11 protein-coding genes are annotated in these 13,346 nt (G+C 42.6%); 3 read left to right on the forward strand and 8 right to left on the reverse strand.

The window, feature by feature from the left end:
- Positions 1–55: 55 nt before the first annotated feature.
- Positions 56–1,780, reverse strand: coding sequence for an acetate--CoA ligase (gene acsA / locus MHH41_RS13295; protein ID WP_340866445.1), 1,725 nt, complete (start codon positions 1,778–1,780; stop codon positions 56–58).
- Positions 1,781–1,935: 155 nt separating this feature from the next.
- On the opposite strand from acsA, the gene MHH41_RS13300 reads away from it, so the two are divergent.
- Genes MHH41_RS13300 through MHH41_RS13310 form a run of 3 tightly spaced genes read left to right on the forward strand, consistent with a single transcriptional unit; the run spans position 1,936 to position 4,406 of the window.
- Positions 1,936–2,568, forward strand: coding sequence for a GNAT family N-acetyltransferase (locus MHH41_RS13300; protein ID WP_003217598.1), 633 nt, complete (start codon positions 1,936–1,938; stop codon positions 2,566–2,568).
- 39 nt (positions 2,569–2,607) lie between these two features.
- Positions 2,608–3,249 (forward strand): CBS and ACT domain-containing protein, encoded by a 642-nt coding sequence (locus MHH41_RS13305; RefSeq protein WP_003217690.1) that lies wholly within the window; start codon positions 2,608–2,610, stop codon positions 3,247–3,249.
- Positions 3,246–4,406 carry an acetoin utilization protein AcuC gene (locus MHH41_RS13310; protein ID WP_003217659.1) on the forward strand — a complete coding sequence of 387 codons (1,161 nt, stop codon included), beginning with the start codon at positions 3,246–3,248 and terminating at the stop codon, positions 4,404–4,406. Before MHH41_RS13305 ends, MHH41_RS13310 begins: the two co-directional genes overlap by 4 nt.
- A 42-nt stretch (positions 4,407–4,448) precedes the next feature.
- Here the strand turns inward: MHH41_RS13310 and ccpA are convergent, their stop codons facing one another.
- The 7 genes from ccpA to MHH41_RS13345 form a co-directional block, all read right to left on the reverse strand.
- Positions 4,449–5,450 carry a catabolite control protein A gene (gene ccpA, locus MHH41_RS13315; protein WP_340866446.1) on the reverse strand — a complete coding sequence of 334 codons (1,002 nt, stop codon included), beginning with the start codon at positions 5,448–5,450 and terminating at the stop codon, positions 4,449–4,451.
- 450 nt (positions 5,451–5,900) lie between these two features.
- The gene (locus tag MHH41_RS13320) at positions 5,901–6,977 is read right to left on the reverse strand and encodes a bifunctional 3-deoxy-7-phosphoheptulonate synthase/chorismate mutase (RefSeq protein WP_003217626.1); all 1,077 of its coding nucleotides are present in this window, start codon (positions 6,975–6,977) and stop codon (positions 5,901–5,903) included.
- Between the two features lie 414 nt (positions 6,978–7,391).
- A complete protein-coding gene (gene ytxJ / locus MHH41_RS13325; RefSeq protein WP_003217729.1) occupies positions 7,392–7,715 on the reverse strand; it encodes a bacillithiol system redox-active protein YtxJ in 324 nt (107 codons plus the stop codon).
- Positions 7,716–7,748: 33 nt separating this feature from the next.
- The gene (locus tag MHH41_RS13330; RefSeq protein WP_003217681.1) at positions 7,749–8,219 is read right to left on the reverse strand and encodes a YtxH domain-containing protein; all 471 of its coding nucleotides are present in this window, start codon (positions 8,217–8,219) and stop codon (positions 7,749–7,751) included.
- Positions 8,220–8,245: 26 nt separating this feature from the next.
- Positions 8,246–8,665 (reverse strand): DUF948 domain-containing protein, encoded by a 420-nt coding sequence (locus MHH41_RS13335; RefSeq protein ID WP_024424855.1) that lies wholly within the window; start codon positions 8,663–8,665, stop codon positions 8,246–8,248.
- Positions 8,666–8,890: 225 nt separating this feature from the next.
- Positions 8,891–10,189 (reverse strand): UDP-N-acetylmuramate--L-alanine ligase, encoded by a 1,299-nt coding sequence (gene murC / locus MHH41_RS13340; protein WP_003217748.1) that lies wholly within the window; start codon positions 10,187–10,189, stop codon positions 8,891–8,893.
- 303 nt (positions 10,190–10,492) lie between these two features.
- Positions 10,493–13,243 (reverse strand): DNA translocase FtsK, encoded by a 2,751-nt coding sequence (locus MHH41_RS13345; protein ID WP_340866447.1) that lies wholly within the window; start codon positions 13,241–13,243, stop codon positions 10,493–10,495.
- Positions 13,244–13,346 lie beyond the last annotated feature (103 nt).

Consider the following 13,346-nt stretch of genomic DNA (forward strand, 5'->3'; position numbering starts at 1 on the left):
TCAACTAATGTCATTTTAAACATATTTTTGATATCAAGTCAACTGATGAAAAAAATTAATCTTCCATTGTCGATAGGTCGCCAGCCGGTAAATTCAGCTCCCACGCCTTTAGCACACGTCTCATAATTTTTCCGCTTCGCGTCTTAGGCAGTTTGTCCTTAAACTCGATTTCTCTCGGTGCCGCATGTGCAGCGAGTCCTTTTTTCACAAACGTACGGATCTCTTCTTTCAGCTCATCTGTCGGCTCATATCCACTTCTAAGCGCAATGAATGCTTTAATTATTTCGCCGCGGACCGGATCTGGTTTTCCAATGACACCAGCCTCTGCAATGGCCGGATGTTCGACCAGTTTGCTTTCCACCTCAAAAGGACCAACCCGCTCTCCTGATGTCATGATCACATCATCGACACGTCCCTGGAACCAAAAGTATCCGTCTTCGTCCATATAAGCTGAATCTCCTGAAACATACCAATCTCCCGGCATAAAGTAAGATTCATATTTTTCAGGATTGTTCCAGATCGTATGCATCATAGACGGCCAGCCTTTTTTGATGGCGAGGTTGCCCATCCGATATGGCGGAAGTTCATTTCCGGCATTATCCACAATCGCAGCTTCTACGCCTGGAATCGGTTTCCCCATTGAACCTGGTTTAATGTCCATGCATGGATAATTACAAATCAGCTGTGCACCGGTTTCCGTCATCCACCAAGTATCATGAATTCGTTTGCCAAATACAGCGTCTCCCCAGCGGATGACTTCTGGATTAAGAGGCTCACCTACACTTAACACATGACGGAGCGAGCTGAGATCATATTTTTGAATGAGGTCATCTCCTGCCCCCATTAGCATTCTAAAGGCGGTCGGTGCACTGTACCAAACGGTCACACCTAGTGATTCAATCGTTTCATACCACGTATCAGGGTTAAATCTGCCGCCTAAAATGACATTCGTCGCCCCATTTAACCACGGTGAAAAAATGCCGTACACTGTGCCTGTTACCCAGCCTGGGTCAGCTGTACACCAGTAGACATCGTCTTCTTTCAGATCAAGCACCCATTTACCAGTCTGGTCTTGCTGAACCATTGCGCCATGGACATGCAGCACACCTTTTGGCGTACCTGTCGACCCTGACGTGTAATGAAGCAGAAAGCCGTCTTTTTCATCCATCCATTCGATTTCAAGGTCCTTCGCCGCCTGCGCAAAAGCCTCTTCATAATGGATTGTCCGAACGCCATCGACGTCTTCCTTTTCACCGCCGACAATGATGACAGATTCAAGTTTCGGAAGCTCTGCAAATGGAATTCGTTCAAGCAGATCCGGCGTTGTCACAATGACCTTCGCCTCGCTATTTTCTAAACGGTCTTTGACCGCACCTTCCATAAATGCCTCAAATAACGGGCCAACGATCGCACCAATCTTGACTGCGCCAAGCAGAAGAAAATAGAGTTCAGGTGATCTTGGCATAAAGATAAATACGCGATCACCTTTTTGCACATGCGCCTTTTCTCTGAATAGATTTCCCGCTTTATTTGTGTTGATTTTCATATCTCTGAACGTATATTTTTCATCCCGCTGTGAATCTTTGTAGTGAAGCGCCACCTTGTTCTTACGAAACGAGTCCGCATGTCTGTCAATCGCTTCATAGGCTGCATTTATGTTTCCTGTTTCATACCATGAGAAGTTTTTTCTTGCTTCTTCCCATGAAAATTCTTTGTATGCCTGCTCATAATCATTTAAATGATAGTCCCCTTTTACTGATGGTAGCGTTTCCACTTTCATCAAACAGTCCCCCTTTGCATACGTTTACAATGACCATTATAGTATAGATGACTTTTTTTCTCAATTTTTAAAAAACTTATAGTGAAACCGTTTTAATTCTTGCAAGTTTTAAGATAAAATAGAGACGACTCACTAGAATTTGAGGCGGTGGATACGTGGAGCATCCTAAAACTTATTATTCAAAAACCATTAAGCGAGAAACAGGTACCATCCTGATTGAAGGTCCGGTACCTGCATCAGAGCTTGCGAACTATACGTTTCATGAAGGCCTAACGGCATTTCGCACGCCAGAGGAACAGAAACAAGCACTTGTTGAAATAGCAGACCTTCCAGAAGGACGTATTATCATTGCAAGAGTGGATGAGCTTGTTGTCGGCTATGTCACGTATTTGTATCCTGATCCGCTTGAGCGCTGGTCAGAGGGCAACATGGACAATTTAATCGAGCTTGGCGCGATTGAGGTCGCTCCTCCATTTAGAGGCTGCTCACTTGGTAAGCATTTACTTGATGTGAGCATGATGGATGAGCAAATGGAGAATTATATCGTCATTACAACTGAATATTACTGGCATTGGGATTTAAAGGGGACAAAGAAAAACGTGTGGGAGTACCGCAAGATGATGGAGAAAATGATGAACGCAGGCGGTCTTGTTTGGTTTGCAACAGACGAGCCAGAGATCAGCTCACATCCAGCCAATTGTTTAATGGCCAGAATCGGGAAAAACGTGAGTCCTGATTCGATTGAGCGTTTCGATCGTCTTCGCTTCCATCAACGCTTTATGTATTAACGTTCAATTCGTTTTTTTGGCAAAGGGGATTGGTAAACAATGATGATTGAACAAATTATGGAGCGTGATGTGATCACGCTGCGAAAAACCGATACGATTGAAGAAGCCATAAAAAAAATGAGTGCACATCACATTCGGCATATTCCGATCGTATCTGATCAAGATTCTGTCATTGGGATGGTGACAGATCGAGATATTAAAAATGCCAGTCCAAGTATATTTGAAACAGAAAAAAGGAAGCTCTTTATTCAGCGGCCTGTTGAAGAGATCATGGTATTAGAGACAATTACTGCTCATCCGCTTGATTTCGTTGAAGAGATTTCTAGTGTCTTTTTTGAACACGGAATTGGCTGCCTTCCAGTAGTGAGACGCGGCAAGCTTGTAGGCATTATCACAAAGACTGATTTGCTTCGTACGTTTGTCAGACTGACAGGTGCAGATCAGCCTGGGTCACACTTAGAGGTTGAAGTGGACCAAATGACAGAAGGTCTTGCAGACATTACGACCATTTTAAAAGAGCAGCATATTCAAATGCTGAGTGTGCTTGTGTATCCGCATGCAAATGAATCGTCTAAAGTGCTCGTCTTCCGCCTTCAAACCATGCATGCAGATCATGTGACGAAGCTGATTCGTGCAAAAGGCTATAAGGTGCTGTGGCCTATGGAGCAGACGATCAAATGAAGGAAGCGACCTTTGTTTTTTCACCCTCTTTTCAAACGTACCAGTTTCACCAAGACCATCCCTTCAATCAGCTTCGTGTCTACTTAACATATGACCTGCTTCAAAAAATGAAGGCGTTAACAGATGATGAGATCGTCGCACCGCGTATGGCGACCCTCGAGGAATTAAAGCTCGTCCATACAGCCGATTATATTCAAGCTGTGCAGCGGGCTAGTCAAGGAAAGCTCTCTACAGCAGAGGGGGAGCGCTACGGTCTTGGCACGGAGGATACACCGATGTTTGCAGGTATGCATGAGGCAGCTTCTCTCCTTGTTGGCGGGACACTCACAGCCGTTGACCAAGTAATGATGGGACACTCGCAGCATGCACTGAATCTTGGCGGTGGACTTCATCACGGGTTTAAAGGGCGTGCATCTGGCTTCTGTATTTATAATGACAGCTCAGTGGCGATTCAATATATTCAAAAGACATATGGTGCAAGAATTTTATATATTGATACGGATGCCCATCATGGAGATGGTGTACAATTCAGCTTCTATGACGACCCTGAGGTATGTACGGTCTCGATTCATGAAACGGGACGCTATTTGTTCCCTGGAACTGGACAAGTACAGGAAAGAGGTCATGATAAAGGCTATGGCTACGCCTACAATATTCCGCTTGATGCATTTACAGAAGACGAATCGTTCCTTGAAGCATACCGAACAGCAGTGACGGAAATTGCTGCTTTTTTTAAACCAGATGTGATTTTGACGCAAAACGGCGCAGACGCACACTACTATGATCCGTTAACCCATTTATCTGCCACCATGAAAATATATGAGGAAATTCCTAGACTTGCCCATGAATTAGCGCATCAATATTGTGATGGCAAATGGATCGCTGTCGGCGGAGGAGGATATGATATTTGGCGTGTCGTGCCAAGGGCGTGGAGCCGAATTTGGCTTGAAATGAAAGGCATTACACCGCCTAATGAACTGCCTCAGGACTGGGTTCAGGCTTGGCATAAACAATCTCCTGTCACCCTGCCATCCACATGGAGAGACCCTGACGATTTATATCCACCGATCCCAAGAAAAGCAGAAATCACAGAAAAAAATGCTCAAACTGTAGAAAAAGCACTGATGCCCGTTAGAAGAGAAAAGAAAAATGCATAAGAAAAGCAGGCATTCACTGATGTGTAAGCCTGCTTTTTCGTTTTATTTTGTTGATTGTCTTTCTTCAATTCTGTGTGGAAGTTCCACAATTTGGTCATCTACTTGCTCTTTGTTCATCAGCTTTGTCAGCAGTCTCATTGCGACAGCACCAATATCATACGTCGGCTGAACAACAGTTGTCAGCTGAGGACGCACCATGAGAGAAAGTCTCGTGTTATCAAAGCCAATCACTTCTAAATCGTCAGGAATGGATACGCCTCTATCTTGTGCTCCATGAATGACACCTAGCGCCATTTCATCCGTAGCCGCAATAACAGCTGTCGGCTTGTCAGACTGCTCAAGCAAGTGAGCAAGTGATTCAATTCCAGAATCATACGAATAATCGCCTTCAGCGACGAGCGCATCGTCAAATGCGATGCTCGCTTCTTCGAGCGCACGCTTATAGCCTGCAAGCTTTCTCATAGAGTTAATCGGTTCTGACATTGGGCCAGATACGAAGGCAATTCGCTTATGTCCTTTTTCAACTAAAAGCTGAACTGAATCATAAATCGCTTGCTCGTAGTTGATGTTGACAGACGGTGTTTGAGCTTGCTCTTCAACAGATGCAGCAAGAACAATTGGCACAGGAGAGCGCTTAAATTCTTCAACAAGCACATCTGTGATATTTCCACCCATAAAGACAATCCCATCTACTTGTTTACCTAGCATTGTATTTAAAAGATGAAGCTCTTTATCGGTATTTTGATCTGAGTTGCTCAAAATGATGTTGTACTTATACATCGTGGCGATATCTTCAATTCCGCGAGCAAGCTCTGAATAGAAGATACTCGAAATATCAGGGATGATGACTCCCACCGTTGTTGTTTTTTTACTTGCAAGGCCTCGTGCCACCGCATTCGGGCGATAGCCAAGGCGATCAATCGCTTCAAGTACCTTTTTTCTTGTTGTTGGTTTTACATTCGGATTCCCATTCACTACGCGTGATACCGTTGCCATACTTACATTTGCTTCTCTTGCTACATCATATATTGTAACATTATTCACATAAATCACTCCTTCAAATACACTTCATATCTATAGCATTCACCAATTGGATAGAGACATGTCAGATACGAGGAAAATAATATCCTATTTGTCATTAAAACGATGAAAAGAGACACATAATTTTTCAATCTACATCAAAATGACATTCTTTTATGAAATTATACACGTTTTTTCACCATATGAAAACGTTCCCTTTCTTTTTATAACTAAATTAAACAAACTTTAATGAGCTTGTTACCTGTAAATTGAATCATATTTCATGAAAAATCGTCGAGAACGTCAGCTATGACAATGATCTTAGCAGATTCTATTGAATTTTAAAAATGAAAACATTGTGAACAAGCACTTTTAAAGCTTGCAATGTGCTCTTTTCCTTTCATTCCCAATATCCATCATGTTTTATCCATAGAAAAACCGCCGGGCAGTCATCCGGCGGCTTTCTATCTATGATTACGCGTGAATGTTAACAAGTGGTCTTAATGCATCTAACCATTTTTCGAATTGAGGAATGTCCATTTGCTGCGCTGAGTCAGATAGAGCAACAGATGGATCTGGATGCACTTCTGCCATGACACCGTCTGCTCCAATCGCAAGAGCTGCTTTCGCTGTTGGAAGGAGAAGATCTCTACGTCCAGTTGAGTGTGTCACATCAACAAAGACTGGTAAATGTGTTTCTTGTTTCAAGATTGGCACAGCAGAAATATCTAGTGTATTTCTTGTCGCTGTTTCATATGTGCGGATACCGCGCTCGCAAAGGATGATTTGGTCATTTCCTTGGGCGATGATGTATTCAGCTGCATTGATGAATTCTGAAATAGTCGCTGCAAGACCACGTTTTAAAAGAACTGGTTTCTTCACAGATCCGGCTGCTTTTAATAGCTCGAAGTTTTGCATGTTTCGTGCACCAATTTGGATGACATCGATATGCTCAATCGCTTCTTCAATATGAGCAGGATTGACGATTTCACTAATGACAGCAAGACCGTATTCATCCGCTACACGCTTTAGAATTTTAAGACCGTCTACACCAAGTCCTTGGAAATCGTATGGACTTGTGCGAGGTTTAAATGCACCTCCGCGAAGTAGTTTTAGTCCTTGCTGTTTCGCTGCTGCCGCCACTTCTGCGACTTGCTCGTAGCTTTCAACAGCACATGGTCCAACGATGAAGCGCTGTTTCCCATCACCGATCGCTTCTCCATTGATGTTCACGATTGTATTTTCCGATTTTTTCTTACGAGAAACAAGAAGTGCTTTGCTGTGGTCATCTTCTTGAAGCTCTAGGCCTGCTTTGAAAATCTCTTTGAAAATATGCTGAATTGTTGAGTTTTCGAATGGTCCATCATTTGCTTCAAGAATCTGGTTCAGCATTGTGCGCTCTCTGACAGGATCATAACGGTTGACACCTTGCGCTTCTTTCGCCTTTCCAATTTCTTTTACAATGCTTCCTCTTTCATTGATCAGTTTTAAGATTTGAAGATTTAGTTCATCTGCCTGCTGTCTCAATTGTTCTAGTTCATTGTTGCTCATTTTTGTCATCCTTTCCTCTGCCTGTTCTCGCTTTTTTTTTTTCATTCTCTCATGATAGGGTTTATTATAAACAAAGATTTCGGAATTGTCACGAAAATTTTCTTTATTACCCAAACGCTTTTAAGCGATAAAGTATTATGTGTAAGATTATAGCATAGTTTTGATTGAAGTAAACCTTTTTTATAAAAAAAACGTCAGCAGTTGCTGACGTTCAGATTGTTGACAAAGGGCTAAAATGATCTTTATTTTAGCCCTTTGTCTTCTTTTCAGCGTGTTAGAAAACCTTTGCAGTCTAGGAAGGGCGAGCACAGGAGCGGAGCGAATTTGACATTCGTGAGCACCGGAGCACAGTCCTGACAAAGAATGCGAGGGTTTGTCTACACGCTGAAACGTCAGCAGTTGCTGACGTTTCTTTTACACATTATGTTCAAGCGCTTCTTTTGTAATGCTTGAGTGGGATGCATGCCATTTTACTTTTCCACCGCTAAAGACGAGTGCCTGGGGACTTTCGTGCTTTACCCCTGACTTTTCTGTCACATAGGATGAAAGCTCTCTTGTGTTTTGAATTTGCAAGAAATAAGTTGGCACGTCTTCATGTGCAGACGCAAATGCTTCAAACTCTTGAAAAGCCGCTTGACTGATCGGACATGTCAAACTGTGCTTAAAAAAGACAAAGGTCCCATCTTGATTCGTTAGTTGATCAAACTGTTCTTCTGTTTCAATGAGTTGTTTTGACATGATGTTCTCCTTCTTCACTCTGTGCAGTAAGAGTTAGCCTTTAGTCGATTGTTCTACTTTTTCTTTGACATCTTTAATGCCATCTTCAATTTCTGATTTCGCTTCTTGTGCTCGTACTTTGGCTTCATCCGCTACATCTGATGCTTCACTTGCTATGTCAGCTGCCGCATCTTCTGCTTCACTTTTCACATGATTAGCTTTTCCAGCTGCACGTTCTTTTATGTCTTTCACTTTGTCTAAAATTTGGTTTGACTGTTCTGCCACCATTTGAGACAATTCAGACGTTTTATCTTTCGCAATCGTCACATATTCAGTGCCTCTTTCTTTTGCATCTGTTGTGAGTCGATCTGTTTTTTCTTTTAAAACATTCGCTTGGGTGTTCAAATCATCGCGAAGCTCTTTCCCTGACTTCGGTGCTAAAAATAAAGCTGTTGTTGCACCCACAATTCCACCAATAAGTGTTCCGATCAAAAAGTCTTTGCTATTGATTCCGTCTTTGCTCATGATTATTCCTCCTATGCGAAAATGGTTTATTTTTGGTGTTTTCGTTGTTTCCATTTTTTATAAATTTCAAGTGCTGCGTTACTCCAGCTTACCACATCCGTGACTTTTTCTTGATTTCGTTCAACGGATGAAGAAACCGCACCAGCTGCCTGCTTTATGCTTGTATTAAATTGGTTGATCGAGCCACCAATTCCCTGCACCGCATCCACAACTGTGTTGAGTTTTGCCGATTTGTCTTGAATATCTTCAGCAAGCTGATTCGTCTTATGTAGCAACTGTGCTGTCTCTGTGGTGATCCCCTGCATCTGACCTTCAAGACCTTCTAAAGTTGATGCGACATTCTTTAATGTCAGCTGTAAGGATTTTAATGTTTTGGACAAGTAGATGACAAGAATGAGGAAAGCAATTGCAATCAGTGCAACGCTTAGATATAGAATAATAATCATCTGATACCTCCTTTGCTGCGGGCATATTCAATTCATTACCCTCTCGTTGTATCATTCAAACATCGCGTAGAATGACCGATTGAATAATAATTCTACACTTATTCGCTGATTCCTGTCCACAGCGAACGAAAAAAAGCGGAAGATGTTGACACAATTAGCCGCTTTGTCACATTTTATTCAAAATAAAAAAAGTGCCGATCAAAACGGCACTTTTCGTTTAAGTATTTATACAGCGACTTTTTCATAAGCACGCAAATATTTTTGAATGTCTCCTGCTCCCATAAAGACCAGAATCCCATCTTTGTGCGCTTTCAGCACAGATGTATCTTCTTCTGCAATCAATTGGGCCTGCGGGATTTTTTCTCGTAAGTCTTCGATACTCAGCTTCCCGATGTTTTCACGGGCTGAACCGAAAATATCACATAGGTATACATAGTCCGCTTTTTTCAAACTGTCAGCAAATTCACTTAAGAATTGCTGTGTACGTGTGAAGGTATGCGGCTGGAAGACAGCGACAATCTCACGGTCTGGATACTTTTGGCGTGCTGCTTCAATTGTGACTTCAATCTCCGTTGGGTGATGGGCATAGTCGTCAATTAAAACCTGCTCACCGACTACTTTTTCATTAAAGCGGCGTTTGACTCCACCAAATGTCGTTAGTGCCCCTTTGATGAGCTCTACATCAATGGCTTCATAGTGACATAATGCAATCACAGCTAATGAATTAAGGACATTGTGATTTCCGTAGGCAGGAATGTAGAAGGTATCATAAAACGTATTACGTACAAATACATCAAATGTAGTGCCTTCCGTGTTCTTCACAACATTGCGTGCTTGGAAATCATTTTCTTCATTGAAACCGTAGTATACAACAGGTACCTTCGCTTGAATTTTAGGCAGATGCTCGTCATCACCGCAAGCGATAATGGCCTTTTTCACTTGTAGCGCCATGTTTTGAAACGCATCAAACACGTCGTCAATATCCGAGAAGTAATCAGGATGATCAAAATCAATATTGGTCATGATCGCATAGTCTGGATGATAGCTGAGGAAGTGTCTGCGGTATTCGCATGCTTCAAATACAAAATACTCGCTGTTTTCTTTCCCCATACCAGATCCATCACCGATTAAGTATGAAGTTGGTTTCGCTGATTGCATCACATGGGCAAGCAGTCCTGTTGTTGACGTTTTACCATGAGCACCAGTAATCGCAACGTTTGTGAATGTATCCATGTATTCTCCAAGGAATTTATGGTAACGAATGACAGGAATCCCTTCAGAAAGGGCGCGTTCAATCTCAGGGTGTGTATCAGGAAATGCATTACCTGCAATGACGGTCATCCCTGGCTGAATATTATCTGGGTCAAATGGAAGAATTTTAATATTTCGTTCTTCTAATGCTTTTTGTGTAAAGATATGTTTTTCGATATCCGATCCTTGGACAGTATACCCAGTATCATGAAGAATTTGGGCCAGTGGACTCATACCTGTCCCTTTTATTCCAACAAAATGATAAACAGTCATAATTGTACCTCCAACAAACGTCTATCTGACTTACAGTATATGACGCTCATTTCAATTTGCAACTTGTGATTTTCGCCTCTAGCGGCTCACAGATCGCAGCTCCAAATAAAGATTTTTTTCCGATCTTCCTATTCTAATCAAAATTAACTATGATTAGTATCCGACAACTTTCCTATTTCTAACACCTGCTTTCGCTCATTTTACATAAAAAAGCGTTCTGACAGGCATGCGAAAAGCGTCCAATTCCAAAATTGCACCTATGTGCTATCATACCATGTTTATGAAAAAAATGAAGTGGTTTGTTTAGATCAGCTGTTCTAAGTCACTCAGTGTCATGAGGACTTCCCTTGGCTTACTGCCTTTTGCACCAGAGATCATGCCCTCGCGTTCCATCATGTCGATCAATCTAGCTGCACGATTGTAGCCAATTCTAAATCTTCTCTGCAAACTTGATGTACTAGCGCTATTCTGCTCAATGGCAAAACGGCAGGCATCCATAAACAATTCGTCTTCATCTGTAATCGCAGAGCCTTGGAGCATTAATTCCTCCTGTTCGAAAAGGAACACCGGCTTACGCTGTTTTCTAACATGTGCCACCACTTGATCGATCTCGCGGTCTGATACAAAGTTCCCTTGCAGCCTCGTCGGCTTGCCGGAGCCATTTTCTAAGAAGAGCATGTCTCCTTTTCCGAGAAGCTTTTCTGCACCTGCCATGTCGATGATCGTTCTAGAATCTACCTGACTTGAGACAGAGAATGCAATTCTTGTTGGAATATTGGCTTTAATCAGACCTGTGATGACATCAACAGAAGGTCTTTGTGTGGCAATCAATAAGTGAATGCCGCATGCTCTTGCTTTTTGCGCGATTCGGCAAATGCTTTCTTCGACTTCATTTGGTGCGACCATCATTAAATCAGCAAGCTCATCGATCACCACGACAAGATAAGGTAGTTTTTCACCCATTTGTTTTTCTTTGACAAGCTCATTGAATCGTTTGATTTCTCTCACACCAGAGTGCGCAAACAGCTCGTAGCGTCTTTCCATTTCATCCACTACCCATTTCAGAGCAGCTGTCGCTGTCTTCGCATCGGTAATAACAGGACTCACGAGATGCGGAATATGATTATACGGCGCTAATTCGACCATTTTAGGGTCGATTAACAGCATTTTCACTTCATCTGGTGATGCTTTAAACATTAAGCTCACTAAAATGGTATTGATGCAGACACTTTTTCCTGAACCTGTTGCTCCAGCAATTAAGCCATGCGGCATTTTTTGCAAATCAACGACAACAGGTTGTCCTGAGATATCTAATCCGAGTGCTGCTGTTAAAGGAGATGGATTGTCTCTAAACGCACTGCTTCTGATCATCTCTCGTAAGAAAACCATTTTACTGTGAAGGTTCGGCACTTCGATCCCGATCGTGTTCTTTCCTGGTATCGGTGCTTCAATTCGAATATCCTTTGCGGACAAACTGAGTTTAATATCATCTGACAGGTTCGTGATTTTGTTCACTTTGACCCCTGGTTCTGGATGTACTTCAAACCTTGTCACAGAAGGGCCTTGCGTGACATGAACCACACTTGCTCTGACATTGAAATTTTTCAGCGTGGCATTGAGTAGCTCTGCTCGCTCTTTCACCCAGGTCCCGTCCTCTTCTTTTTGAGCTGGAGGTACGTCTAAAAGGGCGAGGCTTGGAAACACATATCCTTGGGCATCTGCTGCTTTCTTTTGTCCTTGCACGCGCTGATCACTTTTTAACATCATGACGTTAAAAGGAACCGTTGAGGTTTGTCCACTTGCACGTTGTGGCTGAGGAGATGCCTGTTTCGGTTTTTCTTCGATCACTTCATGCACTTGTTCTTGCTTTTCTTGCTGCTCTATGACAGGTTCTACTCGTTCAGTAGCGGTCTGTTCGTCTGCTATTTGTTCTATTGGCATTACTTGATCTTCTACTATTTCCGCTTCTTCTATCAATTGCTCTTCTTGCAGATCATGCTCGGCAACTGGCTCTGTTTCTTCTAATGCTGCCGCCGCTGGCTCTTCTTCTTGATGGTCTTCTAAGGAATCAGCTTCTATTTCCTCGACTGGTTCTGCTGAGATGACGTCTAGTACCTCTACTTCTTCTGCCGGCATGTCTACTTCCATTTCAATTGCGAAATGCGTGTCTTCCGCTGTTTCGAATGTCAACGGTTCTATTTCCTTCGTATGATCTACAAGCTGTTCTACCGGCTCGTCCTGTATTCCTTCGTTTTCACTGGAAACATCCTGTACAGGCTCAGACTCTACCGGCGGCTTGTGATATACTTCGGCTTGCTGATGATGTAAGTCAGCTTCAATATGGTCTTGAGGCTCAGAAAAGGCTGGCTCTTTTTCCTCTGTTTGAATGAAAGGCTCGTCATTTAAACGCTCCATCGTTGATTGAACGTGATCGTGATAAGCGAGCTCCTCTTGCAAAGTAAGCGGGGTCACGTCTGTTTGCATGTCCACTCTTTCTTCTGCTGGCGCTGAAACTGTTTCTTCCATACGATTTTCTTTCCGTATTGATGGAATGTTCATTTGCTGTCTGACATTTCGTTCACGCTCTGCCTCTTCTGATAACAGGGTGACGCGCTGCGCTGTTTCTGCTGCTTTCATTTGAACAGAAGATGATTCTTCTTTCGACTCTGTTCGTTTCGGACGCATATCCTGATGATAGCCATAGATCGGTGATGGAATTTGCTCTGGTTTGAATGGCTTTTTATTGGTGTCAGGCTGAACCGTTTGTTTTGACTCATAGGTCTTCTGCTTAGCCTTTGGCTGGCCTTGCTTCGGGCGTCTTCTTTCCTGCTTTACTCCGTCACGCTGAGGTTCATCTGGAACGAGCGGAAAGCGGAAGTTGCCTGTCGGATATTCATAATAGACTTTTGTATCTTCAATTTTTTTATATTCTTTATGCTGTTCAAAAACTGGCTGCTTTGGTGCAACTGGACCTTCCTCAGGTCTCACAGCTTTTTCTTCTTTCTTTTCTTCTCCTAAAAATACACTAAAAAATTTATCTAACCAACTCATCATTTATCACTCACTTTAACTCCCCTTACGTTTTCTTGGGCGATTTTTAGTATACCATTGCTTTTTCATGCAGAAAAGCGAGAAAAGTGCCGCTCTTTGTTATTTG

Origin of the sequence: Bacillus sp. FSL K6-1145 (assembly GCF_038003425.1) — a bacterium.
In the GTDB taxonomy this organism is placed as follows: Bacteria; Bacillota; Bacilli; order Bacillales; family Bacillaceae; genus Bacillus; species Bacillus pumilus.

Coding starts and splice junctions, on each gene's coding strand:
- acsA (WP_340866445.1), bottom strand. CDS start 1,780: ATGAAAGTGGAAACGCTACCATCAGTAAAAGGGGACTATCATTTAAAT.
- MHH41_RS13305 (WP_003217690.1), top strand. CDS start 2,608: ATGATGATTGAACAAATTATGGAGCGTGATGTGATCACGCTGCGAAAA.
- MHH41_RS13310 (WP_003217659.1), top strand. CDS start 3,246: ATGAAGGAAGCGACCTTTGTTTTTTCACCCTCTTTTCAAACGTACCAG.
- MHH41_RS13320 (WP_003217626.1), bottom strand. CDS start 6,977: ATGAGCAACAATGAACTAGAACAATTGAGACAGCAGGCAGATGAACTA.
- ytxJ (WP_003217729.1), bottom strand. CDS start 7,715: ATGTCAAAACAACTCATTGAAACAGAAGAACAGTTTGATCAACTAACG.
- MHH41_RS13330 (WP_003217681.1), bottom strand. CDS start 8,219: ATGAGCAAAGACGGAATCAATAGCAAAGACTTTTTGATCGGAACACTT.
- MHH41_RS13335 (WP_024424855.1), bottom strand. CDS start 8,665: ATGATTATTATTCTATATCTAAGCGTTGCACTGATTGCAATTGCTTTC.
- murC (WP_003217748.1), bottom strand. CDS start 10,189: ATGACTGTTTATCATTTTGTTGGAATAAAAGGGACAGGTATGAGTCCA.
- MHH41_RS13345 (WP_340866447.1), bottom strand. CDS start 13,243: ATGATGAGTTGGTTAGATAAATTTTTTAGTGTATTTTTAGGAGAAGAA.